Source organism: Photobacterium panuliri, from assembly GCF_059920555.1.
In genome coordinates this window covers 929,710-953,838 of sequence record NZ_CP197193.1, presented here as the reverse complement: position 1 = coordinate 953,838, position 24,129 = coordinate 929,710, and the positions used below count along the sequence as shown (strand labels likewise).

At 46.9% G+C, this 24,129-nt stretch carries 21 protein-coding genes and 1 pseudogene; 8 read left to right on the top strand and 14 right to left on the bottom strand.

Annotated elements, in window-relative coordinates; genetic code table 11:
* Positions 1-35: 35 nt before the first annotated feature.
* The 4 genes from ACSF8X_RS20605 to ylqF all read right to left on the bottom strand — a co-directional run bounded on the left by ACSF8X_RS20605 (position 36) and on the right by ylqF (position 4,371).
* Positions 36-557: a protein disulfide oxidoreductase gene (locus tag ACSF8X_RS20605; protein ID WP_500851285.1), complete on the bottom strand. Its 522-nt coding sequence runs from the start codon at positions 555-557 to the stop codon at positions 36-38.
* Positions 557-2,620 (bottom strand): protein-disulfide reductase DsbD family protein, encoded by a 2,064-nt coding sequence (locus ACSF8X_RS20600; RefSeq protein ID WP_500852137.1) that lies wholly within the window; start codon positions 2,618-2,620, stop codon positions 557-559. Before ACSF8X_RS20600 ends, ACSF8X_RS20605 begins: the two co-directional genes overlap by 1 nt.
* 117 nt (positions 2,621-2,737) lie before the next feature.
* Positions 2,738-3,160, bottom strand: coding sequence for a hypothetical protein (locus ACSF8X_RS20595; protein ID WP_047878258.1), 423 nt, complete (start codon positions 3,158-3,160; stop codon positions 2,738-2,740).
* A gap of 263 nt (positions 3,161-3,423) precedes the next feature.
* Complete coding sequence (gene ylqF / locus ACSF8X_RS20590) at positions 3,424-4,371, bottom strand: ribosome biogenesis GTPase YlqF (RefSeq protein ID WP_047878257.1); 948 nt, start codon at positions 4,369-4,371, stop codon at positions 3,424-3,426.
* Between the two features lie 370 nt (positions 4,372-4,741).
* On the opposite strand from ylqF, the gene ACSF8X_RS20585 reads away from it, so the two are divergent.
* From ACSF8X_RS20585 to ACSF8X_RS20575, 3 genes are read left to right on the top strand one after another with little or no spacing between them, the layout of a single operon-like run.
* Positions 4,742-6,004, top strand: a complete 1,263-nt coding sequence (locus ACSF8X_RS20585; RefSeq protein ID WP_500851284.1) for an ADP-ribosylglycohydrolase family protein — start codon at positions 4,742-4,744, stop codon at positions 6,002-6,004.
* 35 nt (positions 6,005-6,039) lie between these two features.
* The gene (locus ACSF8X_RS20580) at positions 6,040-6,255 is read left to right on the top strand and encodes a hypothetical protein (RefSeq protein ID WP_047878256.1); all 216 of its coding nucleotides are present in this window, start codon (positions 6,040-6,042) and stop codon (positions 6,253-6,255) included.
* A 28-nt stretch (positions 6,256-6,283) separates the two neighbouring features.
* Entirely contained in the window at positions 6,284-6,784 is a 501-nt protein-coding gene (locus ACSF8X_RS20575; RefSeq protein WP_500851283.1) for an opioid growth factor receptor-related protein, read from the top strand.
* Positions 6,785-6,865: 81 nt separating this feature from the next.
* On the opposite strand, the gene ACSF8X_RS20570 is transcribed toward ACSF8X_RS20575, so the two are convergent.
* The 4 genes from ACSF8X_RS20570 to ACSF8X_RS20555 are packed head-to-tail and all read right to left on the bottom strand — an operon-like array spanning position 6,866 to position 11,382.
* On the bottom strand, positions 6,866-9,022 hold the full coding sequence (locus ACSF8X_RS20570; RefSeq protein WP_500851282.1) for a c-type cytochrome: 2,157 nt from the start codon (positions 9,020-9,022) through the stop codon (positions 6,866-6,868).
* The gene (ccoO, locus tag ACSF8X_RS20565; RefSeq protein ID WP_047878253.1) at positions 9,022-9,630 is read right to left on the bottom strand and encodes a cytochrome-c oxidase, cbb3-type subunit II; all 609 of its coding nucleotides are present in this window, start codon (positions 9,628-9,630) and stop codon (positions 9,022-9,024) included. Before ccoO ends, ACSF8X_RS20570 begins: the two co-directional genes overlap by 1 nt.
* 4 nt (positions 9,631-9,634) lie before the next feature.
* Positions 9,635-11,044 carry a cytochrome-c oxidase, cbb3-type subunit I gene (gene ccoN / locus ACSF8X_RS20560; RefSeq protein ID WP_047878252.1) on the bottom strand — a complete coding sequence of 470 codons (1,410 nt, stop codon included), beginning with the start codon at positions 11,042-11,044 and terminating at the stop codon, positions 9,635-9,637.
* Between the two features lie 11 nt (positions 11,045-11,055).
* Positions 11,056-11,382: a c-type cytochrome gene (locus ACSF8X_RS20555; protein ID WP_500852136.1), complete on the bottom strand. Its 327-nt coding sequence runs from the start codon at positions 11,380-11,382 to the stop codon at positions 11,056-11,058.
* A 626-nt stretch (positions 11,383-12,008) separates the two neighbouring features.
* Here ACSF8X_RS20555 and csm6 point away from each other — a divergent pair.
* Together csm6 and ACSF8X_RS20545 are read left to right on the top strand one after the other, a co-directional pair.
* On the top strand, positions 12,009-13,124 hold the full coding sequence (csm6, locus tag ACSF8X_RS20550; RefSeq protein WP_500851281.1) for a CRISPR-associated ring nuclease Csm6: 1,116 nt from the start codon (positions 12,009-12,011) through the stop codon (positions 13,122-13,124).
* Positions 13,125-13,195: 71 nt separating this feature from the next.
* Positions 13,196-13,366: a hypothetical protein gene (locus ACSF8X_RS20545; RefSeq protein ID WP_500851280.1), complete on the top strand. Its 171-nt coding sequence runs from the start codon at positions 13,196-13,198 to the stop codon at positions 13,364-13,366.
* Positions 13,367-13,787: 421 nt separating this feature from the next.
* Here ACSF8X_RS20545 and ACSF8X_RS20540 read toward each other — a convergent pair whose 3' ends face one another.
* Positions 13,788-14,420 carry a winged helix-turn-helix domain-containing protein gene (locus ACSF8X_RS20540; protein ID WP_500851279.1) on the bottom strand — a complete coding sequence of 211 codons (633 nt, stop codon included), beginning with the start codon at positions 14,418-14,420 and terminating at the stop codon, positions 13,788-13,790.
* Between the two features lie 206 nt (positions 14,421-14,626).
* Here ACSF8X_RS20540 and ACSF8X_RS20535 point away from each other — a divergent pair, with 206 nt between their 5' ends.
* The 3 genes from ACSF8X_RS20535 to ACSF8X_RS20525 all read left to right on the top strand — a co-directional run bounded on the left by ACSF8X_RS20535 (position 14,627) and on the right by ACSF8X_RS20525 (position 17,407).
* Positions 14,627-16,249: a DUF4145 domain-containing protein gene (locus tag ACSF8X_RS20535; RefSeq protein WP_500851278.1), complete on the top strand. Its 1,623-nt coding sequence runs from the start codon at positions 14,627-14,629 to the stop codon at positions 16,247-16,249.
* 172 nt (positions 16,250-16,421) lie between these two features.
* Positions 16,422-16,685, top strand: coding sequence for a hypothetical protein (locus ACSF8X_RS20530; protein ID WP_053062410.1), 264 nt, complete (start codon positions 16,422-16,424; stop codon positions 16,683-16,685).
* Between the two features lie 203 nt (positions 16,686-16,888).
* Complete coding sequence (locus ACSF8X_RS20525; RefSeq protein WP_047878249.1) at positions 16,889-17,407, top strand: Hcp family type VI secretion system effector; 519 nt, start codon at positions 16,889-16,891, stop codon at positions 17,405-17,407.
* Positions 17,408-17,488: 81 nt separating this feature from the next.
* On the opposite strand, the pseudogene ACSF8X_RS20520 reads toward ACSF8X_RS20525, so the two are convergent.
* The 5 genes and pseudogenes from ACSF8X_RS20520 to ACSF8X_RS20500 all read right to left on the bottom strand — a co-directional run bounded on the left by ACSF8X_RS20520 (position 17,489) and on the right by ACSF8X_RS20500 (position 23,935).
* Positions 17,489-18,248 (bottom strand): annotated as a pseudogene (locus ACSF8X_RS20520) (TerC family protein).
* A gap of 288 nt (positions 18,249-18,536) precedes the next feature.
* Entirely contained in the window at positions 18,537-18,710 is a 174-nt protein-coding gene (locus ACSF8X_RS20515) for a hypothetical protein (RefSeq protein WP_169753891.1), read from the bottom strand.
* Positions 18,711-18,933: 223 nt separating this feature from the next.
* The gene (locus ACSF8X_RS20510; protein ID WP_500851277.1) at positions 18,934-20,802 is read right to left on the bottom strand and encodes an ATP-dependent zinc protease family protein; all 1,869 of its coding nucleotides are present in this window, start codon (positions 20,800-20,802) and stop codon (positions 18,934-18,936) included.
* Positions 20,803-21,061: 259 nt separating this feature from the next.
* Entirely contained in the window at positions 21,062-22,354 is a 1,293-nt protein-coding gene (locus ACSF8X_RS20505) for an alpha/beta fold hydrolase (protein WP_500851276.1), read from the bottom strand.
* Between the two features lie 78 nt (positions 22,355-22,432).
* On the bottom strand, positions 22,433-23,935 hold the full coding sequence (locus tag ACSF8X_RS20500; protein WP_500851275.1) for a hypothetical protein: 1,503 nt from the start codon (positions 23,933-23,935) through the stop codon (positions 22,433-22,435).
* Positions 23,936-24,129 lie beyond the last annotated feature (194 nt).

Here is a 24,129-nt window from a genome sequence, read left to right as displayed (position 1 = left end):
AGCCCGCCCTTGGTTTCAGGGGCGGGCTTATTTTTTTAGAGGTATGCTAACTGGGTTCTTAGCCAAATCCCCATAGGGGTGGTAAAGCCCGTTGTAAGGCTTTTTATTTCACCTTGGTAAAGAATAACAACGGTAGGAAACACATTGATCCCCCATTGCTGGGTGAGATGCCCTGCTTGGTCGTTGATGACGGGAAATTGAAAGTCATGGTGGCGACGGTAGGCATTGAGCGTACGGTCATCGCCCGATGTCGATGCCACAGAAACCGTAGTAACGTCCTCGCTCAGCCAATTGACCCCAGGGCTGACAAATTTGCATATTGGGCACCATGTTGCCCAGAAATACAACACAACAGGCTGCTGTTGGCTGAGGGCTGTAACGTCAATGAATTCACCGGTGGTCGTTTTGCCTTCCATTTGCGGGGGGATGCCTGTGGCGATATCTTTACCCCGCCAATAGTCGAGTCCGGTGGTGAGTACCATGATGAACACCAGTATTTTTATGGCTTCGCCCAGCCAATTCCGTATCTTTCTAGCGCTGCGAGTCTTAGTGGCCATTATTGCTTTCCTTGTGCCTGTTTGAGTGCGTCGGTTACCGATTCCTTGGTAAGAAGTTCCGGCAGGGCGATCCCTTGTGGGGCGGATGGCCCGTAGACGATATTGAACGGCACACCGTACCGGCCATTGGCGCGTAAATATTGGGTGACATAAGGGGACGGTTTGGTCCAGTCCCCTCGCATGCGGATGATATTGTCGTCCGCCAGTGCCGAAAAGACGGGATCTTGAAGTAATACACTGACTTTATTGACCTTGCAGGTGATGCACCAGTCGGCAGTGACATCGACAAAGACGGTTTTACCGGCATTGACCGCTTGGTGTATCGAATCGATATCGAGCGGTTGCCATGCATGATCCTGAGGTAGGGGCTTTGCCCATTGGTCGGTAATCAAACTACTTGCGATAAGGCCGCTGCCAGAAACAAGAATCAATCCGCTCAAGGCCAGAACTGCCGATTGTCTTCCTCTCTTCCTGCCTAGCTGCCATAGCAGGGTCGTAGCAAGGGTGATAGACAAAAGCACGACAGATGAAGTCCCGATAAAGTTACCCAACAGACTGAGCAGCCATACGCTAGAGGCTAACATCATCACTCCGAACAGGGTTTTGACATAGTCCATCCACTTGCCGGGCTTGGGAAGTTGCTTGGCTAGGCTCGGAAATAGGGCGATGATCAGCCAAGGGGACGCCATGCCGATGGCCAGTGCGGTGAAGATCGCAAACAGGGTGAGGATATTTGCCCCCAGGGCAGCGGCAACTGCCGTGCCGAGAAATGGTGCGCTGCAAGGGGTTGCCAGTAGGGTGGCGAACATGCCTTGGATGAAGTGCCCAAGATAGGAATTATCGCCTTTGCTTGCCAGCCAAGTCGTAGAGCGGCTAGGCAGGCTTATTTCGAATAACCCTAACATGTTGGCTGCAAATACCGCAGTCACCATGACCATTGCCCCGATAAAATATGGGCTTTGAAACTGGATGCCCCAGCCAAGTGCCTGCCCGGATATTTTTAGCAGGGCGAGAAATGCAGCGAGAAGCCAAAACGAAAACAGGATACCGGCTGCTGAAGCGATAAATTGCAGGCGTATCTGGCGCCTTGCCAATCCTTGAACGGCGATAACACTGCTTAGTTTCATACCAAGAACCGGCAGTACACACGGCATAATATTGAGGATGAGGCCGCCCAACAGTGCCAGAGCGATGGTTTCTGCCAGAGTGCTTGAATGTTCCTGCGTGACAGGTAGATCATTGGCAACAGCGGTTTCCTCTGCGCTAAATCCGTTGTCGCTGAAAGTGATATTTAACGATTTGCCGAGTAAGTCCGGAATACCGAACCAACTACTGGCTTTCATTGTTGCCAGCAGTTGCTGACCATCAACCGTGATGCTTGGGGTTTGGAATGAGACGGATCCCATTTCTTTGTCGTTGGCGTCGACGAATAGATCAGGAGCATGCCAACCAAGTTGGTTGTTGGCGACGATAGTGAGCTCTTGCGCGTTGGCGTCCCATGACAGGGCCTCAACGTTGACACTAGGTTGTGCCTTGGGCACTTGCCCCATGCCCTGGTTGTAGAGGTGCATGGCCGGCTCATCCAGCGTGAGTTGGCTGGGTTGGAAACCGAGCGAGATGTCGTAGTGGGTTAGCACGCAAATATTGGTACACGATGACATGGTGAGTTTGCCCGATAGAAAAACAGGCTTTGCCATATCATCAATGTGCAGTGTCATTGGGAATATAATACGGTGCTTGTAGCCAAGGGTTTCCACACCAAGGAAATGATGGCGTTCTGGCATTGGCCAGAACCAGTCAGCATGGTTCAAGTTGGTGGATAGGTCCCAATTGATAGAAGGGGCGACACCGCCTTCGCCGGGGCTGCGCCAGTAGGTTTTCCAGTCACCCTCTAGCTTGACTTCGAGCAGGGCTTCTACTGTTTTTGTCTTAGTATCGTGTTGACCGGTAAGCATGTACCTTAGCTGGATGGGCGGATGATCCGGGTTTTGCAACCAACCAGTAGAATATGTCGCGGCTTGGGTGGCCAGTGGTAGCAGCAGGCCGACCAAAATAATGATCATGGCGGAAAGCGTTAATCGCCAGTGGTTCGATGTGTTCAATGGAGTATCTCCGAAAAAAGCAATAGCGGGCCTTCTCACTGAGAAAGCATATGGTACTGAGTCGAGGGGCGTTGCTTTTTATTCTCTGAAGACACACAAGGTTAAGTGTCGCCGTCGTGAGGGGGCTATGGGCTCGGTGGTGATTGGAAACGACAGGGCAGGGCTTGCTATGATCGCAATAACCAGCAGCAGGAGCATTGAGCAGACAATAGCTTGGGAAACTTGCTGCTGATGATGCTGAAGCAGTTTTTCCGCCAGTGAACAGCCTGAGCCATCCTCGGTGTTTTCATGTGCTTTCGAGGTAATGTCAGCAAGTGGGGTTGCTGCGCTTCCTGATGGCAGAGCAGAATTGAAAACAGGGGGCTCGGCGCTGTTTTGGGCCATCATATCACTACAGCTTTGCAGTATACCGGCATGTTGTCCTGAACAGAGCAATACCACAAACAGCACCAGACATAGGGTGATTTTGGTATTGTTGATATGTTGTCTGTTCAGTTGCATTTATGGCTCTTGGCGGAGGAGTAATGGTTACAGGCTATATACAGACCAGCAGTGTGCTGATAAGTTTCTTGAATCTTATCTTTTTATGTCGACCACTGTAAATTGGTGATCAGAGATAGAGCCGAAAAAAGCTTGAAAGAAAAGTGTTATTTTATGAGAAGCGATTGTTATAAATAAAAATTTCACACTCAGGCTGTACGTTATTAGCTAAAGAAAAGCCACACTGGATAGTGTGGCTTGATAGGCAATGGATAGACAACCAATTAACGTTTGTTGCGAAGGTAACGCTTGCGGCGTTCTTCTTTTACTTTGGCTTTTTCCTCGGCCTTGCGCTCGGCTTCAATAGCTACATCGATAAGTTCTTGGGTGATCATTTCTGGGCGTTCCATCGTGATATTGCCAAGAGTGCCGTTACGCAGTTCGTTGATTAGGATCTCGGACGCTTTGTGCAGATCCACGCGGCCGCCAGATTTCAGACAGCCGCGCTTACGGCCAATTTCTTCCATCATTTCGATTTCGGATTCTGGCATTTCGTCGATATCGTAACGTGCTTTCAGCAGTTCAGGGTATGCCTGTGCCAGATATTCAACAGTAAAGAATGCGACATCGATGTAGTCCATTGCCGTGTCTTTGACGGCACCGGTAGCGGCAAGGCGGAAACCACTGTGTGGGTTTTCCACTTTCGGCCACAAAATTCCCGGGGTATCCGACAGCACGATACCGTTTTGCAGGTTAATGCGCTGCTGCTGACGTGTTACCGCTGGCTGGTTACCGGTTACAGCAACTGCACGGCCAGCTAGGGTATTGATGATGGTGGATTTACCGACGTTAGGGATCCCCATGATCATGGTGCGAATGTTTTTGCCCATTTCTTCGCGGTTAGGGGCCAGTTTGCGACAAAGCTCGGTGATCTTGTGGACTTCGTTGATGTTTTCCGTGGTGATAGCCATTGCTTTTACACCTTGCTCTTTCTCAAGGTGCTCGATCCACAGTTGGGTCATTTCAGGATCAGCCAGATCACGTTTATTCAATACCTTCACAACGGGCTTGTTGTTCTTTTCACGGAAGGTTTTGATCAGCGGGTTTTCACTGCTGAACGGAATGCGGGCATCCAGTACCTCGATGATCACATCGATTTTCGGCAGGACTTCTTCGATCTCTTTACGGGCTTTGTGCATGTGGCCCGGAAACCACTGGATTGTGTTACTCATGGGTAAAACTCTATGCTTGCTCGCCCACATGGGGTTAACCAATGCGTAGCTGGCGGAATTCAAATAGGGCAAGAAAACGATAGCCGTGGCTTTGCCGTAACTTGCAGACTTGTTGTGAAGTGTAACCTACTGGGTGTGATACATAAAATGTTTTGGCGGTGATCGGCTTTTTTACAGGGCTATGATGATGATTATGTATTCAGCGGAGGGGGATAAAATTATTGATGGGAGCCATAAATCGTAAGCTTATTAAATCCCATGTACTCAAAATGAGTATTACTATTATCTGAGCTGGACTATTCAGTGGTGAGTATAGTGCTGTGTCATTTGTCGCCAGCATTGATGAGAGATTTTGGCTTGGAATGGCAAGATGCTAAAAGAAGAAAAGATGTTATTGGCAGGGCGAGGTGCGCTTCTTGGGCTGGCATGTGGTGATGCTTTGGGGACGACGTTGGAGTTTAAACCCAAGGATAGCTATAGCCCTTTGACCGATATTGTCGGTGGTGGCCCTTTTGGATTAAACCCCGGCGAATGGACAGATGACACGGCGATGATGCTATGCCTTGCGGATAGTTTGATCGAGAAGGGGGGCAATGACCTCAAGGATCAGCTAGAGCGTTATACCCGCTGGTACCAGCACGGTGAGAACTCATGTACGGGGCGCTGTTTTGATATTGGCAATACAGTACGTAATGCGCTTGTAAGGCATCAAGTGACCGGTAAGGCATACAGTGGCGTCACGGATGAGTACAGTGCCGGAAATGGTAGTTTGATGCGCATCGCACCTTTGGCCTTGTTTTATCGGGATCAGTGCGTATCGGTGGCGATGGAAGCGGCGGCGGAAAGTAGCCGTACAACACATGGTGAAAGTCGTTGTGTTCAAGCGTGTGAGTTAATGACTATGCTTATTCACCGATTGCTTAATACCGCGGATGAACAAAGCCCGCAGATGTTTTTAGAGCATGCATTGGCGGATTATTTGGCATTGAGGCCGGACTGTCATTCAGACATCCGTCATATCGCGCAAGGGAGCTATATCGATAAAACGCGTGATGGCATTCATGGTTCTGGTTTTGTGGTTGCCTCTTTGGAAGCGGCGCTATGGTGCTTTGCCCACAGCACGAGTTTTGAGCAAGGCGCCTTGCTTGCGGCTAATTTGGGTGAGGATGCCGATACTACGGCTGCTATTTATGGGCAGTTGGCGGGCGCCTATTATGGCGGAGCGGCCATCCCCGTGCATTGGCGGCAGAAATTAGCATGGCGACATCATATTGAAGATATCGCGTTGTGGCTAATGCGTCGCCCCAAACGAGCGCATATCAAGGGGTTTATTAGTGAGGTGAAGCGTCAAATCGACTTGGGTGACGTTGGTCGGGTTAATATTTATGGACTGGTGTATCACTATGATTTGATGATAGACCAAATTAATTACGATGAGATTTTTGCAAGTAAGCCTTGGTATGACGATCTCCCTCCTTCAGTATGGTTTGCCGACGCAACAATGCGGCAGTCACTGTGCTGGCTCATTAGCTTGGTTCGACGGGAGCGATTTATGGATGGTTTGATAGAAGACTCGGTTGCCAACGGTGCCGTAAGTGCCTGCCTTGATAGATTAGAAGAATTAGTTGCTTAAATTGGGCTATTAAATAAAAGAAAAGGAAAATAAGCATGAGTATGCCAATTGAAGATATTGAAGTTGTGTGTGAAAAGTGCGGAACAATATACCAAGATTGGATGCGTGGTTCGGTGAATTTAGATCTGGATGATTTCGATGAAGAGTATATTGATAAGTGTTCTTCATCGGTATGCCCAAAATGCCAACATAAGGTATATCATTCAGCCCTAGTTGTGAAAAATGGCGTGTGGAAAATAAAGGATTGCTAGACTTATTCATCATTGGTTTTATTCGTTTATGAGTGTTATCACCCGTTTTTTCCGCAACGAAGTGCCCGATGTATTTGGTCGGTACATTAATGAATTACTAGCTCATAACCATTTTTGGTTAGAGCATGATCATAAGTATATTCAGATGTTGTTTCCGATGGACGAGGGGCATAAATTTAATCGTCATGCGCCATTGGTGACAGACGAAGATCGTATGGCATTTTCAGATCATATCGATTTGCGTAATCGCCATTTGCAAGCACTGGATATGATGTTGGAATACTATGGCATGGCGCGCAATGGCGAGATGGTTCATGTTACTGGGGAGTTAGCGCCTCAAAGTCATGAATGGCTTAAGCCGAACAATCATAATCAATTACGTATTAGCCGGATAATCCGAAGTTTGTCTTTATTGGGCAATCACAATGTTGCAGCGTCGTTCTGTAGGGCTTGTGTTAATGAAGCTGAAAAGCATGGCACAGTATCAAGTAAAACGATGGATTTTTGGTATCACGCATTACGACAATAGAGCAATTGGCTTACAAAAACGCCTGTTATCACAGGCGTTTTTAGTGTGCTGTACTCTGATTGGGATCTAACAGAATACCCGTTATTCCACATCCACCCCAGGATCGCGCTGTTCGTACATGTACGGTGTGGTATGCAGGCCTCCGGTGTAACCAGCTTTCTCCAGTTTCTCACGGACGGTTTTGACCTGCTCGGCTGTTACCGGTTCTTCTCGTGCACCAAGGTAGAGGCGCACGAAAGTGATTAAATCAGCAAGCGTTTGATCTGATAGGATATCCTCGAAGCTGGCCATTGGCATAAAGTTTCGGTCTTTATCGAGATAGGTTGGTTGTAGGCCTCGGATGGTAACAGCGATAGTATTAAATGGATCGCGGTGCATGATGATACCGTTGTTGTAAAGGGTTGGGGCGATCGGTGGTCGGCCTTTGCCGTCTTCACCGTGGCAAGCACCACAGGTCTGGTTGTAAGTGGTATAGATAGCCTTTTGGTAGGCATCCTCAGTAAAGCCTGATGGTTTGAGGCGTATTGCGCCATCGGCCAAAAAATTATGGGTGTCACCAGCAAGCAAGTAATAGGACATCGCTTCGATATCGCTGCGGTCCATTAGGCTCAGGCTGTTTTTGATAACATCGGCCATGCCAGCAAACGCAGACCCTTTGCTAGAGTGGCCGGTATGCAGGAAATCGGTGAGGGAGGAGAGATCCCAACCGTCGGTATAGAGTTCGGTGACAGTGATATCAGGCGCATTCCAGCCATCGATAATGTTACCTTGGAAAATTCGCTCACTGATTATTGCCTGTGCGATATTTCGTGGGCTGTGGCACTCAGAGCAATGCCCGAACCCCACCACCAGATACTTCCCCCGTTGCCATTTTTCGACATCATTAACTTTGCCATTTAGCTGGGAAGGCAAGGTTAAATCTAATGGTGCGGTATCCATAAAGACCAAATTCCAGCCAAGCAGCCCTAGCCGGATATTAGAGGGAAACATCATTTGGTTTTGATCATTGCGGCGTGATACCGCAGTGATGGATTGCATATACTCCCACAGATCTTTCATATCCTGTTCGGTGACATACTGGTAGGAGGTATAGGGCATGGCAGGATACAAATAACCGTGCTGGCCTTTGCCGTCCACCAAAGCCGCCTTGAAATCATCGTAGCTGTAGTTGCCGATCCCTTCGCTGACATGGGGGGTTATGTTGGTTGAGTATACAGTGCCAAAGGGGGTGACAAAGGGAAGTCCGCCAGCAAAAGGTTGTCCCCCTTCCGCACTGTGGCAGGCCACACAGTCACCGGCATGGGCAAGGTACTCACCGCGTTTAACAGCGTCCTTATCGAGTTTGGCAAGTTTGGCGTCTTCATCCAGACGCGCTTTGGTGATAAATGCACCTAGCGCCAGAATTTCGTTATAGGCTAGCTGTTTGCCGAAGGCGGGCATCACATTGTTGATCCCATTGCGGATAGTATGTTGGATCTCTTTGATGCTGCCGCCATGAAGCCAAACGGCATCAGAGAGCATGGGCACTCCTGTTGCTTGATTAGCGATGGTACCGTCACCGTGACAAGAGGCGCAGTATTGCATAAATAAGTTTTTGCCCAGTTCCACCTTGACTGGAGGGACATCGGTATGACGCTGGTTGAGCGAGGCCAGATAGTAGGACATTTTTGCGATTTGATCCGGGTTGAGGACATCAACCCAGCCCGGCATTGCTCCGTTTCGCCCCAGTTCTATAGAGTGGATGATGGCTTCGTCCGAACTGCCGTAGAGCCAGACATTATCGATGAGATTTGGGAAATGCTTGGCACCCTGGGCGTTGCTACGGTGGCAAGCTGCACAATGGGTCTGAAACAGAATTTGTCCTGATGCGACAATATCCGGGTGCTTGGCCAGATTGAGTAGTCCAGTATCGTTGATGCTTTCAAATTGATCGTCCAAGCTGGTGGTTGGTCTACTGAGTTTGTCATCACTTTGCTGCCAATCAATTAAGCCTTTCCAATTACCAAGGCCCGGATACAGGAGCAAATAACCCGCAGACAGAACGAAGGCGATAAAGAATGCCGTGAAAAGTAATCTGGGTGGTGGAGCATCTGTCTCTTTAATATCATCAAAAGTACCGATGACGGTCTTTTCACTCGCGGTGTGATTCGAACGCCAGTATTTCACGATGACGTATAGCATCAAAGCGAGGAAGATGAGGGTGAGGATTATTGCCCACAGGTTCCAGAACATGCTCATTAGTATGCCCCCTCTGATGTATCAACACCTAAGCTTTGCAAATAACGGATCAAAGCCTCGCCTTTGGATTTCCCTCTGACTTGCAATCGGGCATTGGCAATATCTTCGTCACTGTAGGGGACGCCGAGAGTGCGAAGTGCTTCCATTTTGTCTTCAATTTCATCGCCGGTTAGTGCTTGTTCAAACAACCACGGATAAGCAGGCATGATTGAGGTAGGAACGACTTGTCGAGGGTTGATCAGGTGAATGGCATGCCATTGGTCGGAGTATTTACGGCCTAGATTGGTGAGATCCGGGCCGGTACGTTTTGAACCCCATAGGTTGGGGAATTCATAAATATCATCAGATTCTTGGTTTGGACGTCCGTTGCGCTTAACCTCCGGATCAAGCGGTCGTACCATTTGGGTATGGCAAACATGGCAACCTTCACTGATGTAAATATCCCGTCCGGCTACTTCGATGGCCGTTAGCGGCTTGGCTTGGCTTTGGGCGCGTAATTTATCGCTCTCCATCAGGTTAGGGACAACCCATACCAACAGTGAAAACGCGGCGACGGCAATGGTGGTGATGATCAGAATGAAGACGGATTTGGTAAAATCGGCACTCATAGACTTATGCCTCCTTGGCCATTAAAACCGCTGGGCTTCGCACGGTTTTGACAAGATTGACAACCATCAGTACTAGTCCGAGAACAAACAGGACACCGGCAACAAAGCGAAGGAACAGCCAAGGGGCTTTGAAGTTCATGGCCTCGACAAAACTGTATATCAGCTCACCGTTATCGCTCTGCGCCAGCCACATGTAGCCTTCGCCGATTCCCGCGATCCACAATGCAACGGCGTAGAGCAACACGCCAGCATGGGCCAACCAAAAATGCCATTTTATGAGCCTGCTAGACCATAGCTGTTCTTTGCCCCACAGGCGGGGGATAAAATAGTAGAACATTGCAATGCCTGACATACCTACCCAGCCAAGCGCGCCGGAGTGGACATGGCCAATGACCCATTCGGAGTTGTGGGCAATCATATTGAACCAGCGGATAGCTAAAAGTGGGCCCTCGAACGTTGCCAAGCAGTAGTAGATAATTGCCGAGAAGAAAAACAGCATGATGTAGTCTGTTTTGAGCTTCTGCTTGTTTTGTAGCAAGGTCATTGCGCTATTGAATGCGCCTCCCCAAGACGGTAGCCAGAGGATCAGAGACATGACTATCCCGATATTCTGCACCCAGACCGGCACGGAAGAGTAAATGAGATGGTGAGTCCCGGCCCAGGTATAAAAGCCGACGAGCCCCCAGAAATGAATGATAGAAAGGCGGTAGGAGTAAATCGGTCGGTCGGCAGCTTTGGGAATAAAATAGTAGTTCATGCCAATAAGACCGGCGGTCAGCAAAAAACCGACGGCATTATGTCCCCACCACCATTGTACGATGGCATCTTGCGCTCCCGCGAAAACAGAGTAGGACTTCATGAAATAGGCGGGAAGGGCAAGGTTGTTGACGACAAAGATCATCGCGATCACGATGATGAAGGCGGCGAAAAACCAGTTGGCAACAAAAATATGCTTGGTCGTGCGTTTAGCCAGAGTACCAAAAAACAAAACGGCATAAAGAACCCATACCAGTACAATAAGCAGATCGATGGGCCATTCTAGCTCGGCGTATTCTTTTGAGGTGGTATAACCCAACGGCAGGCTGATAACTGCCAGTAGCAGGATTAGTTGCCAGCCCCAGAACACCATCCATGCAAGGCTTTGGTTGAACAGCTCGCATTTACCGGTTCGCTGAGCAATGTAGAGTGATGTGCCCATCAGCATATTGACGACAAAGCCGTAAATTACCCCTGATGTGTGCAGCGGCCTTAGTCTACCGAACTGGATATATTGGGAGTCGAAATTCAAAACCGGCCAATAAAGCTGCGCGGCAAGAATCACCCCGATGGTCATTCCGATGACAGCCCATGCCATAGCGGCAACAACGAAATATTTCACTATTTTCACGTTGTACTGCGCCGATATCTCAGTCATGAAGCCACCACTTAGTTTGAATTGTCTGAACCCAGTTTTGAGTAGTAATAGGAAATATCTTCCATATCTTGCTCAGACAGAGCATCTGCCTGCTGGTGCATCAGAACGGCCAATCCGCCGGAACGTTCACGGGATTGATAGCTCTTTAAAGAAGTGATGAGGTAGGTCATCTTTTGGCCGCGGAGGTTAGGGTAGGACTCGATGCTGGAAATACCGTTCTCGCCATGGCAAGTCATACACACTTTGGCTTTTTCTTTGCCTATTTCAAACTGGTCGTCGGCGTTGGCGAACGGGGAAAGAGCACCGCCACAGACAAATACAGCAACGAGAGGAACCACCTTTGCCAAATGTTTGATCACGCGATACCTCCATTGGATGATAAAGAGTGCAGATGAAAAGAAAGTATAGCGTTGGTTTGGGAGTTTGCGGTGGGTGGAGATTGCCATAGGGGGCGGGAGGTGGTTTGGGGCTGTTATGGGGCAGCGAAAATTTTGATTATAGGTCAATTACAAAAAATATAATCAATTAAGCATTTGTTTTTTCATGGGAAATGTCTTTGGTGAAAGATAGCGTTTAGTAATTGTGAATTAGTAAAGCTTTGATGTTTAAAGTATTTAGGAATGGCTGTTTTGAGAGGATGTCAATTTCATATTATGAGTGAGATTTAATATCAGCTGTTTGTAAGTTTAGTTTCTCTATGCCTGTTAGTACTCTTTTGCCGGACTTATTTGACATATCCTCGCTTTTTCAAAACGAGTTTCGGCTTCGGCACAACTTATACCAGGGTGAGCAGTAAATTGAATTTTCACAAGCTTATGAACTAGCATCTACTGCTTTTGAGTAGTATGATTGTGTCATTGATTTGGTTTGGTGTAAGAATCAAAATGATTACGTTGGTGTGGTATGGGATACCAGATTGACGGTAAATCCCTGACAACTGGTTTATATCAAGGTACTAACAATAATGAAAAATATTCTTCTCTGTACAACAGGTGCAACGCCTCAGGTCATCACAGAGACCTTATATGCGCTATACACTCAGGGTAAAACGTATCCAGACGAACTCTACGTAATCACAACTGAAAATGCTAAACATATGCTTGTCGATGGCTTGTTCACGCGTGGGCATCTGCAGGCGCTATATGATGAGTACGGCATGCCTGCCGTTAAGTTTGATGAAAGCCATATTTGGCTGATTGAAGACGAGCAGGGCAAACCTGTTTTTGATGCCAAGGGGGAAGAAGACCAGTCTTACATGGCGAATTTTATCACCCGTAAGGTGGCAGAGTTGACGGCGGATGCGAATACCGCTATCCATGCATCAATTGCAGGGGGCCGCAAAACGATGGCGTTCTATATGGGCTATGCGATGTCTTTGCTTGGTCGTGAACAAGATTCGCTGAGCCACGTCTTTGTTAATGATCAATTTGAATTTGTCCCCGATTTTTATTACCCGACGAAAACAGACAATTTTATTGTCGGTAAAACGGACTATAGCCTGTTAAACACCAAGGATGCAGTGGTTACATTGGCGGAAATTCCTTTTGTTCGTATGCGTAAGAAGTTCGAAGATGATCTGATTAGTCAGATAGAAGAAGCATCGTTTACCAAAACAGTTGCCCGGATGAATGCCGCTGATCAGGTTGCCTCTGTGCAGTTATCTAACAATGCACTAACCCTTTCAGTGTTGGGGGTTGATATCAAACTGACTGCGAAAGAGTTAGCGTTGTACCAGTATATTTCTCGAGAGAATCAGAAAAAGGTTCTCGTAGACCGATGTTTTATCGACAGTATTGAACCAAGTATGGCATTTTTATCTACATATAGCTTAATGAAAGGTGACCAGCGAGTTTATAAAACCTTTGGTCTATGTGATGAGATGGATTGGCGAGATAAGAACTTGTCTGGACTGAAGCCGATGGAAAAAGAGTTCATTCAACCTATTCGTAGTGTAATTAATGGTAAATTAAGAAAAGCACTGCCCGTAGAGGTTTATGAAAAAGTACAAATTCAGTCAAAGCGGGTGAAGGGGGGAAATGAGTACTGGATCTCGCAAGATATCACTGTGACTGACTTGTAATTACATCGTTGTTAATGTGAATTTTTCATCAAGCATAGTAAACAGCATTCAAAGTGTTAGGAGAATCAGCTGTGGCTGATAATAAAACTAAATTACGGATTGAGATAAAAAAACAGCACGATTTGCATTTGCATTCTGTTAAAAAACGATTTTTAACAGAAATGCTATCAGTGGAACGTAAGCATAAAAGAAATGAAAACACATCTTCTGTAAATTATGTAAATAACATTTATTTAGATTGAACAACATGGTAGGCCGGAATAGTACGGCCATCCAATTCCCATATGTTAATATTTACATTTAAGAGCAACATTATATACGGTCATCTTATCACGACCGCTAAACATTAAGCTGCATTGGTCGTCTAAATAGTAACTACGATTTCTACGTATTTTAGTTTGCATTTTTTCATTGATGACTAAAATTTTATTGTCACCTATTCTTTCAAAATCATAATGAAAATGAATACTCTTACCTTCAGTGAGGCGATCTTTTAATGAAAAATAAGTAGCATTTGAATCTAGTGTGTTCATAAATTGATTTGTGTTAACAAACCAATGATGAGATGGTATTTCAACAGTACCAATCCATCGTGATGACTGAGATTGCGTTGCAATATAAATGCAAATGTTAACAGCGATCAATATTATTAATAAAAATATTTTATTTACAGGAAAGTAATTGTTTTCCTTGGGTATAAATACATTCATGTTTATCTAATGTTACTATTATGTCTTTGCTGTTTGGTTTTTTCTCGGTGTATGGGTATGGCGTGTTAAATATCATATCCATGTAGAGGTTTTTATAATGAATTGCCGAACCTAATCGCCATGATTGAAAAATCGTCATTATGATTAGTACAGTGAAAACAATGCGCCACAAGGGATTTTTTGTCTTAGTCTCGTTTTCGTGTGTTTCTGCTTTACTCGCCTCATCTATAATGCATTTTTCAACATTTTCATAAGTTGAAAAATTAAGCATATAGCCTACACCTGGTTTGTTAACAATAATAGATTTATCATTATCTTCGAGTATTTGGCGTGTGCGAGTAATAATTTGCGGTAAACTTTCAGCCGAGATAGGTCTAGAACCCCAAATCGCATTAACAATAGACTCTTTATCCATTGTTACAGGGTGAGCATTATACAAACAAAGAAGTAAATCATATTGCTTTTGAGTTAACGTCAAAGATTCTTTTGTAACTCCATTATCTAAATCTTTCTTATGGTATAAAGCGCGAGAACCAACACTCCAGCAGTAATTACCAATGATAAGTGTTTTAGAATCTGTTTTCATCAGACATTTAAATTCTTACTAGGTATAAAATTGGGCTGATATTGTAAACGGTGAAGATATTCTAGGCAAGGTAAAATACTATCGCTTGTGAGGATTTAGATTGCCATGATCTACTCAATATAAGTTGATGTTCGCAAGCTTATAAAGTGCATGGCTAACATTATAATCATTATGATTACGACAATATTGGAAGATAAGAGTATGTGATGGTTCGTATGGTGTGTAACTTCAATATGATGGCTAATGATTATTCGCATGAAAAAATGGCAACGGGCAACTTTGACTTTTTGCGCTATGAGTTTATAGAGCTCTATCAGCAAGCGGTACAGGCAGAAAAGTACCTGTATAGCGATAGTCAGGCAAGTTTGGCCAAAATGCGATTGTTTGTTGAGTTAGCTTGCCATGAATTGGGGAAATATTTGCGGCTACGTCCGCCTGTTCATGGAGAGTTACGTAACAAAATCAATATGCTGGAGACATCCGGAAAGGTTGAGTCTTGGGTGATTGACGTTATGCACACACTGCGTGAGGCGGGCAACCGGTCAGTGCACTTAACGGAAATCAATGGCCACTTTGTTGCAAAGTTGAGTGTTTCAGCGTCGCGCATGGAAAATTTGATGCGTGATTTGCATGATGTGGCGAAATACCTTGCCAGTAAACTAGGGGGCTCTGAGGTTGCTCCTACATCTGAGTGGATAAAACCTGCGGAGTCTGCATTATCTGAACTGGTCGAGCAAGCTCTGTCTGGCCAGCGTGATGCGAGCTATGCCTTGGCTGAGCATTTTTACGAGCAGTTAGCTAGCAAGGTAGAGACAGGGGCGAATAAATGGTGGTCTAAAACTATTTATGCTGATTGGCAACGCGATCTTGCCTACTGGTTGGAAAAGGCACACAGTCAAGGTCAACCTCAGTCTTGGTTGCTATTGGCCAAGAGTTACGCTTCCGGTAAGTTGCCTGAAACATCAGCCCGAGATGCGAAAATGTGTTTTAAAAAAGCTCTTGAGCATGATGATGACGGGCAGGCTGCCTTGGCTTTTGGTCTCTACCTTCAGCAGAATAGTGAGCAGACTCGTGGTTGGCAATTGATTGAGCAGGCTGCGGATAAAGGCCTTCATGAGGCGCTGTGCTGTTTGCAAAAACGTGATAGCCAGCGTGATAAGTCTCGTTACTTAACGTGGCTTGCTAAAGGGCTTGAAGTCAATCAAGTGGCTGCGTTTACTCTTGATGCGTTTGAGAAATTGCAGAGCCTACGGCAAACGCCAGAGTGTGAGGGGGCAGTCAAGGCCTTGCGCAGTGCGGTGATTACTGCTGTCGCTAAACGTGCCCCAGGCATTGAGTTTATTGTTGCTATTCAGCAGGGAAATGGCTGGGGTAACAAGGAGTTGTCGCCTGATGAGATGGTTAAGCAAATGGTGGCGAGCTATTCAGACTTACCTGATTGCATTTTTTATCAGCGTGAGCTTTTCGATGCAGTTTGTGCCGCCCAAGGTCACTATGACGAGTTACGCAAAATTTACCGTTATGTCGCTTCGACAGTTGCTTCAGGGGATGATCTTGCACAGGTTCAGTTTTCAATGGCGATGAAAGCTATTGAGGCGTTTAAACAAAACCGTAATGTTGCGATTCCTGAACCGCTGCACTTGTTGTTGCAACAATCGGCTGATGCAGGTCACAGCGAAGCGCGTGCATATATAAATTCCAGTGAGGGTAAAGCACTGCTCAAAAAGACTGGATTTGTAACCGGTGGCCGCATGCGAACGAAGTCCGCGGAAGAAAAGGCAAAAGCAAAGAATAAGCGGAAACTTGCCCAAAAAAGCCGTCGAAAGTAAAGCCTTGGTTGATTATGTGATTGAGGAAAAACGGGTCAGTTAAAGCTGGCTCGTTTTTTTTGCATTAAACAGAGGGTTCTGCCTCAATTTAATATATCGATGTGGAAAGTGAATACCTTGGTCGATTAAAGTATGAGAGTACTTAGGCATACATTTTGACAGGGAGGTATCGATGTTTTCGCATTTCACCGTGATTACAGAAGGTGTTGCGCATAATTTGGATCGGCATTTTGATTGCCGTAACGGGCGTGTGTTTATGTCGGTGAACCTTTGGGTAGAAACCGAAGAGCAGATTTTCGATATGGTGTCTGAAATTGGACGAGATGCTGGTTGCGATGTGCGTGGTGACTTAAGAGTATATAAAACCGAGCCAAAGCAAGCAGCTCAAAATGATGCCTATGGTTATGGCATTAACTTTGCCCCTTACGGGGATTAAGTGTTACTGGGCAAGATATTGCTTATTGGGCAACTTATTGCTTGAGGCGGGCAATAAGTTGCTTCTTATGGTTGTGTTACTCAGTGTCTATTTTTATTAAATTAAATAAAATCAATTGCTTGTATTGTTATCGGTGGTTGGCATGGTTTTCGCGTTATTGATGGTGCAATTTCGCAACTATTCCATTGAAAAAGGATATTACAATGCCAACTCCTTGCTATATATCTATTCAGGGCCGCACTCAGGGCAATATCACTGCGGGTTCATTCACTGCTGATTCTGTCGGTAACATTTATGTGGAAGGCCATGAAGACGAGATGCTGGTGCAGGCGTTTGATCATATTGTTACCGTGCCGACGGATCCGCAATCAGGGCAGCCTGCAGGCCAGCGTGTTCATAAGCCATTTAAGTTTACGGTGGCGCTGAATAAATCTATCCCGTTGATGTATAACGCGCTTGCATCGGGTGAAATGTTACCGAACGTACAATTGCGCTGGTACCGTACATCCGTAGAAGGTAAGCAAGAACACTTCTTTACCACGACGCTGACAGATGCCACTATCGTTGATATCGACTGTCAAATGCCTCATTGTCAGGATCCTATGAAATCTGATTTTACTCAGCTTATAGAGGTATCTATGGCTTATCGTAAGATTGATTGGGAACATACTGTGTCTGGCACATCGGGCGCTGATGACTGGCGAGCGCCGCTTGAGGCTTGATTTTATTCACCCTGTCGGGTGCAGCCTAATCGTGATTGATGCTTTACCTCCCAGCGAATGCTGGGAGGTTGCTTTTTCGGCTTAGTATTGCGCAGGTGCAAGGCGAGGCTGTATCGGTTTGATGGCTGGTTTGTTGATTTTGCTGTTGAGCTTAATGTGACAACATTCCATTACTAAACCGAAAGCCATGGCGAAATAGACATAACCTTTGTTGAAGTGGATGGCGAAACCTTCAGCCATCAACATAACTCCTAGCAGTACCAAGAACAGCAGGGCGAGCGTTTTGAGCCCGGGATAGCGCATGACCGCATCGTTGATTTTCTCGGCGCACAATACCATGACTACGGCAGAGGAAAGAATCGCCGCAACCATTACCGGAACATCATCCGTCAGTCCAACCGCAGTGATGACAGAGTCCATAGAGAAAACCGCATCGACAGCAACAATTTGAAGCAAAATTAAGGTAATGCTTGCTCTCACTTTGCTGGCATGCGCAGTGTCGGAAGCGGTCAGCCAAATCCATAGTTCCTTGAGGCTTTTGGCCAAGAGGAATGCCCCCCCCGGCAATCATGATCAATTCCCTGCCAGTAAAGGCGAACTCACCCAGACTCAACAGTGGTTGAGTTAGCGACATAACCCAGCTAATTGAAAATACCAAGCCGATTCGGGCAATGACCGCAAGGGCGATACCTAAATTGCGGGCAAATTTACGTTGGTGCTCGGGTAGGCGTTCACACAGCACGGAGATAAATACGACATTGTCTACTCCAAGGACAATCTCAAGGGTGAACAGTGTTGCAAAAATAAACCATGTTTCAGGCTGGAGAAATAACTCAATCATTGGGTCACCTCTGAGAATGAGGCTGCCGCAATAACAGTGGGTAAATCATGAGAAGAATGGTCTGAAACAGAGCCATGAGTAAAGGGAGTAAAAATAGTCGTTCGACTGAAGGGGTCGTCCATTAATGTATATTGCCTTCTATTGCTTAGATGGCTTGAGTAGACCATCAGACACGTATTTCAGCAATAGGGGGAAGTGTAACAAACTGTAAAGAACAACCATCGCCGATGGATGATTCAATCGGCGTATTTTGCAACACATTGTCAGAGCACAAAGGGAAAGTGTGGGTTAGTTGTTGTCAGTACTCTCAAATGGTTGTTCAGGCAAGTGCCCATGATCTTGATGGGCTTGCTCTTTGGCCTGTTTTTCGTGCATTGCATCAATCAGGATTTTGTCGAGGCGTGCGAAAAAGAGATCCTCTTCGGCTTTGCCGCGAAGATGCATTTTGTCATAGAAGTCCATAGCTTGCCTCCGGTCTATCTACTGATCTTCACTTTAAGCCTAGCCAAATGTTGCGAGGGTGTTGGTTTAATCATCAAAAGTTTGATCTGGAAAGGATGCTGCGAGGTTATTCCTTGATCTTTGGTTGTTGATCGTTTGGATCGCTAAATAAGCTATCCGAGCATGAAATTAAGCGATTCGAGGGGAAAGAGGAGAGTAATCGCCCCTCTTTCCTAGGAGAGCATTAACGGCCTGACTGGGTGAGGATGTATTGTTTGTCGCTGCTGACGATGATGTTGTGTTGGAGGAAGTTCTGTCCCAGAATCATACTGTATTTGAAACGGCTGCGATCCCGTAGGTTGACGGCCACCTCGTACTTTAGTTTGCCGAGCTGCACGGTTAACGGCACGACTAACCTTACTTTTGAGGCTTCACCTTCTCGCGCCTTGATCCGCATTTCCTTGAGCACCTTTTTCGTGAACGTGTGCGTGTCACCTTGGGTATTTCGGTAGGTAAATGTCACCCATTTTTCACCATCTTTATCGAAAGGTTTGATGTCGGTGGCATGAATGGAGCTGATATCGGCCCCGGTATCCAATTTGGCTGGGAAGCTCATTCCTGCTAGTTTCACTTGCTCAATGTAACCTGCTTTGACCGGCTTTGTTTTTTCGAGCAGGTATGTTGTGCGGGTGTTGATAATAATTTTTCCCGGGATCAATTCGGGACTAATTTCAAATTCACTATAGCCCGTGTGCTCGTGTTCCGCTGACAAGGCGATATCTTTCAGAAGCAGATTATCTGGCAGCTTTATTTCAGCACCGACGACTGGACGGATCTCTTTACCAATACGTAGCTTGTGCTTTAGGGGTTTTTCTATGTTCTTTACCCGACCGTGAATATCTGTAGTTCGGTAGCTGACCTGTTCACCGAATTCATTACGCTTCTCGTCGATGCGGTTAACATTCAATAGCGGTGTCTTGATAGTCGTAGAGGGGATGGCTTGATACTGACTACCATCTATAGTTAGGTTTTCTTGAGCACTGATCTGTAAGGTCGATTTTTCCTTGGCTGCTGAAATAGCTAGTTCTAAAGGTTTCTCGGAGAGATTTTGCTTGCCTAAATGGACCATGAAGTGTTGGCTGAGAGCTTCTGTCCCCAGTCTTAGCTGGCTGCTGTATTTGCTTCGATCGCGTAGGTAAGCCTGAATAGGATAAGTGTGGTTGTCCATTGTTACGGGAACATATACAAGCGGTCGCTGGCCGTCTTTGAATGTTAGCATCCTGTCTATAGGCAAGGTTAATGATTGGGACTGTTTATTGCGACCAGTCAGTTGAAAGGTCACCGTCTGCTTGTGCTTATCGATTTTAACCTTTTTAGCATGAAGGATGCTGTAGCGATTTTTGAACGAGATGCTGACATTGACAGGGATATCGTTGATTTTCGCTTGCTCTTTGCTGCCGATCAGTTTGGCATTGTGCTGCGCCTGAAGATAGTTAAATCCGGCATCCACCCAAGCGGTTTGCTTTAGAAAGGTTTTTCCTACCAAGATGGGATAGGAAAAGCGGCTGCGGTTGGCCAAGTTGACCTCGGTGTCGACAGTGGTGCCGGCAATATCCAACTTGAGTTTGATTACGGGGCGGGCAAGGTGGCCATCCCCACGGCTTTTTATCATCGCCAGGCGAAACAGTGGTTTGGTCAGCGTGATTGTGTCTCCGTCAATGGGATTGGTCAGATCAAAAGTCACCATAATATTGGTTTTGTCGTCACGATCTCGAAGAGCGGTAGTGTTGAGGGCATCATAGTGGCTAGCAATGGCATTCAGTAATGCCTCGCCAGATAAACCATCGAATTCAGGATCTGTTGCCGTGATTTTAATATTCGTGGCGTGAATAGAGGTGGAATCTGCCCCTGTATCAATTTTAGCGGGTAATGCGATGCCGCTAAGTTCAGTGATTCCGGGTAGGGTAACGAACTCGATTCGGCCTAGAACGATCTTTTTCTCAACGGTTTGACGACTGGCAAAGACTTGTTCGAACTGTGCATTGGCGGCATGAACCGGAAGTGATGTGCTGATAAGGGCCAGCAAGGCGGCGAAAAATAAACGTGAAGACATAATGATAGCCAACCATCCTAAGTGTTTTGCTGTTATTCAAGTGTACTCGCTTGATGTATCGCGTGGTGGGTTAGTTGTTCACTATTTAGTAGTGATTAAGTTAATTATTGCAACAGAGACCGTCTCGCAGCGGCAATGTGTGCGGTTTGCTTGAAAATGAGATAACGCTGTAGGAGGAATGGTCGCCAGAATGGTCGCCAGCGATATGATTAACTGGCGACGTACAACTGACGGCGTTTTATCGTGATGTTATAGAGTGCTATCGTGTGGTATTGGCAATATAGTCTGCTTGGGCAATGAGTTTGTCGAGGATCCGCTCGCCGTCTTCGCGCAGGCCGTTGTGCTCATATTCGTTGGTGAGCCAGGCTTTGCTGTTCGGGATCCCTTGCAATGTTTCTAATGAGTAGTTCATTTCTACATACATGTCTTCGGCATAGACGGCACAGCTAACGGGTACCTGATTGCGTGACAGGGTATCTGCATCGTACAGGGCCGGCCAGTCTGTTTCTTCGGCAAGTTGTTCGGCGGCGTGTTTGAGCGGTTTTAGGCAATCAAGTTGCTCAAACATCCACGGGTAGACCATTTCCCCGGTGAAGTAGAATGGTGCTCCTTTTTGGTAGTTGAACACAGGGTATTGTTCTCGTACCCGTTGGGCTGACCATAGGGATGCTTCCTGCTGGCAGTAGATCGATTCGTGCAAGATGGCATAGATAGGATTAGTTTGATACGCCTGTTCTGCCAGCATGGCGTTGAGAAAGCCGTAGCTGAGAGTCTCTTTGCCGTTGCAGGTGACAAAGGCACTTTCAAGCAAATAGTACATCGGTAAATGGGCGTGGCTGCGGCCCAGGTTGATGCCGATAAGTTGGAATTGTTCTACGGTAAAGCGCTGGCCGTTAGGGAGTCTTACGTCATTATCGATCAGATAGTCGGCGATTTTTCGGCAGTGCATCTGTGCTTGCGGGAAATGTGCAAAGAAGGCTTGGTTTTTGTCCCAGACTCGTTGGTAAGTTGCTTGGTAAACCTTATCGGGGTGGCCGTGAATAGGTGGTACGCCACCGGTCATGTAAACCCGGCTCAGGCTCTGAGGGTAGAAAGACAAGTATGTCAGGGCACAGAATCCCCCGAAGCTTTGGCCCAACAATGCCCATGACGTCACTCCGAGTTGTTGGCGTATGGCTTCTGCATCGCGCACGATATTGTCGGCACGGAAGTGCTTCAGGTAGTCAGCCTGTAGTTTCCCGTCCATATGGGCAAGGGTCTGGTGGGTGACTGGGGAGCTGTTTCCGGTACCGCGTTGGTCGAGTAACAGCACTCGGTATTGTTGTAGTGCGCGTTTTAGCCATCCGCTTTGACCTTCTGGTCGTGGCGAGGGGAAGCCCGGGCCGCCCTGAAGGTAAACCAACCAAGGCAGGTCTTCGTCTTGGCGTTTGATATCCACAACTTCCCGGGCAAACAGGGTGATGCTGCCACTGTCAGGGTGGTTGTGATCGAGAGGAAGTTCGAAGCGGTGCTGGCAATACACCGTATTCCCATCAGTAAAGCGGGCATCCATAGTGTGTCTCCATTTTGGCAAAACATGCATATTATATTGCTGGCCTGTTTTTAGCATGTTGAAATTTTAGGTTTTACGTCACGGTTTTCCTGTCTGCGGAGGCAGGAAAAAGGACTCGAACATATTGGGTTCATCAAAGTGCCGCTCGCCGATAAATGTGATGGCATGGTGTCCCTTCTGACGCATAGCACCTGCAGAGAGAACGCCAAACGGCCAGAGGTAGAGTCGTTCCAACCGTTCGCTATTGCCAACCAAACCTTGAGAATTGAATAGGCTGTGATGCTGGTTGTCGGTGGTTGGTATACTTCTTAATTCATGGTATGACAGCGGCGAAAGGGGACGAGCCTGTTGCAATTCGGTGTTGCCCCACTCGACGCCAGCTATCATGTGCTCCCCTTCGGTGAGATTGATATGGAGCCTCTTCTTGTTATCGGGCCTGACACGTATTTTTTGGATAGGCGGTTCGATGTTTTTCAAGGGTGGCTTGGGGGAAAGAGTGTTGTTGAGGGCAAACACCATGTGGTAGCAGCCACAGTGGTGGATGCTATCGAAGATCATGGGGTTACCTTGATGATCAAGGGTCAGCCGAAGCAGCAGAGCATCGAATGGGCCCGCGTAAGGATCAAGTGGGCGGGTAGGTGTTCGGCGAGGAAACCAAAGGCTGTAATGTAGCTGGAGATAGGTTTGTCCGTAAAATTCGGTGTAGCTGTGATCCCAATAGACGGAGGGTTTGGCGGTATCAACGGTTGGTGTTGAGTGAACATCCATTGTGACTCGGCCGGGGCGGTCATCGCGGGACTGGGTGGCGATGCTTACCAAAGGGGCGTAATGGGCATGAAGACTGCGTATCTGATCCGCAGAGAGTTGCGGCCAGAATAGGCTGCTTTCATGGCGTGCGTTTTCAAACCAGCGGCGTATAGTTTGTTGTGGCAACTGCGGTTGCATGTTGTCGCCGAGCAGATAGTGCGTGGTGGGGAATGCGGGTGGCTGGTCGAAATGGCCTAGAATTCGGTATCGCTCTTGGTTTATTGCTGGCAGTGCCAAGTGGCTTGCTACAGGGTAGAAGCCGAAGGCTTTCATCCATGGTTGGTAATTGGATGCAATGTGTGGGGCATGCGCGGTGAGTTCGAGCCATAACTGTGGGTTGTCGCTTGTTTCCTGAGTGAGTTTTGCGGCGCACTTATCTAACTTTGCAAGTTGAAAGCCAGGATTGACCTTCAGGTTTTGAAATTCGCTTTTTCGTTGGAGTGCGGCAAGGCGGGATGTATATGCCAGCCACTGGTGGCGGTCACGCGTCGTGCTTACATGATTGAGAATCGATTGGCTAAACCGGTCGAACGACAAGTAGGGAAAATGGGGGTGTTCGGTATATTGAACATCGTTAACGCCTTGGCGCTTTACCTCCTGTTTAAAACGGGATAGCTGCTGGTGGCATTGTTCTAATACCGTATTGCCATGAAGAACCACTGGGGGATGGGAAGCACATGCTGTTATTAGCAGGGACAAAGCGAAAATGAAGGCTGAGCGGGTAGCTAAGCAGATCATTAAGCGGAGAGTCGTAGGCGAAATAGCCCATGCCATAGAGATATCCTATCTGTGAGCGGAAACTATCCTGAACGAAATACGAATTTGATAGCCACACTATAACCAACTTGTTGTTTCATTGTGAGTCTTTTTGTGGGTTTGTAATGAGGTTGTGGCAAGGGCGGCGTGTAGAGCGGTTGTGAGAGGAGGAAAATAAACCGCACGGAGTCACCATGCGGTTTTGAGGGAAG

Excerpts from the sequence above, each read along its gene's own strand:
- ACSF8X_RS20605 (WP_500851285.1), bottom strand. The coding sequence starts at position 557 with ATGGCCACTAAGACTCGCAGCGCTAGAAAGATACGGAATTGGCTGGGC.
- ACSF8X_RS20600 (WP_500852137.1), bottom strand. The coding sequence starts at position 2,620 with ATGATCATTATTTTGGTCGGCCTGCTGCTACCACTGGCCACCCAAGCC.
- ACSF8X_RS20595 (WP_047878258.1), bottom strand. The coding sequence starts at position 3,160 with ATGCAACTGAACAGACAACATATCAACAATACCAAAATCACCCTATGT.
- ylqF (WP_047878257.1), bottom strand. The coding sequence starts at position 4,371 with ATGAGTAACACAATCCAGTGGTTTCCGGGCCACATGCACAAAGCCCGT.
- ACSF8X_RS20585 (WP_500851284.1), top strand. The coding sequence starts at position 4,742 with ATGCTAAAAGAAGAAAAGATGTTATTGGCAGGGCGAGGTGCGCTTCTT.
- ACSF8X_RS20580 (WP_047878256.1), top strand. The coding sequence starts at position 6,040 with ATGAGTATGCCAATTGAAGATATTGAAGTTGTGTGTGAAAAGTGCGGA.
- ACSF8X_RS20575 (WP_500851283.1), top strand. The coding sequence starts at position 6,284 with ATGAGTGTTATCACCCGTTTTTTCCGCAACGAAGTGCCCGATGTATTT.
- ACSF8X_RS20570 (WP_500851282.1), bottom strand. The coding sequence starts at position 9,022 with ATGAGCATGTTCTGGAACCTGTGGGCAATAATCCTCACCCTCATCTTC.
- ccoO (WP_047878253.1), bottom strand. The coding sequence starts at position 9,630 with ATGAGTGCCGATTTTACCAAATCCGTCTTCATTCTGATCATCACCACC.
- ccoN (WP_047878252.1), bottom strand. The coding sequence starts at position 11,044 with ATGACTGAGATATCGGCGCAGTACAACGTGAAAATAGTGAAATATTTC.
- csm6 (WP_500851281.1), top strand. The coding sequence starts at position 12,009 with ATGAAAAATATTCTTCTCTGTACAACAGGTGCAACGCCTCAGGTCATC.
- ACSF8X_RS20540 (WP_500851279.1), bottom strand. The coding sequence starts at position 14,420 with ATGAAAACAGATTCTAAAACACTTATCATTGGTAATTACTGCTGGAGT.
- ACSF8X_RS20535 (WP_500851278.1), top strand. The coding sequence starts at position 14,627 with ATGGTTCGTATGGTGTGTAACTTCAATATGATGGCTAATGATTATTCG.
- ACSF8X_RS20530 (WP_053062410.1), top strand. The coding sequence starts at position 16,422 with ATGTTTTCGCATTTCACCGTGATTACAGAAGGTGTTGCGCATAATTTG.
- ACSF8X_RS20525 (WP_047878249.1), top strand. The coding sequence starts at position 16,889 with ATGCCAACTCCTTGCTATATATCTATTCAGGGCCGCACTCAGGGCAAT.
- ACSF8X_RS20515 (WP_169753891.1), bottom strand. The coding sequence starts at position 18,710 with ATGGACTTCTATGACAAAATGCATCTTCGCGGCAAAGCCGAAGAGGAT.
- ACSF8X_RS20510 (WP_500851277.1), bottom strand. The coding sequence starts at position 20,802 with ATGTCTTCACGTTTATTTTTCGCCGCCTTGCTGGCCCTTATCAGCACA.
- ACSF8X_RS20505 (WP_500851276.1), bottom strand. The coding sequence starts at position 22,354 with ATGGATGCCCGCTTTACTGATGGGAATACGGTGTATTGCCAGCACCGC.
- ACSF8X_RS20500 (WP_500851275.1), bottom strand. The coding sequence starts at position 23,935 with ATGGCATGGGCTATTTCGCCTACGACTCTCCGCTTAATGATCTGCTTA.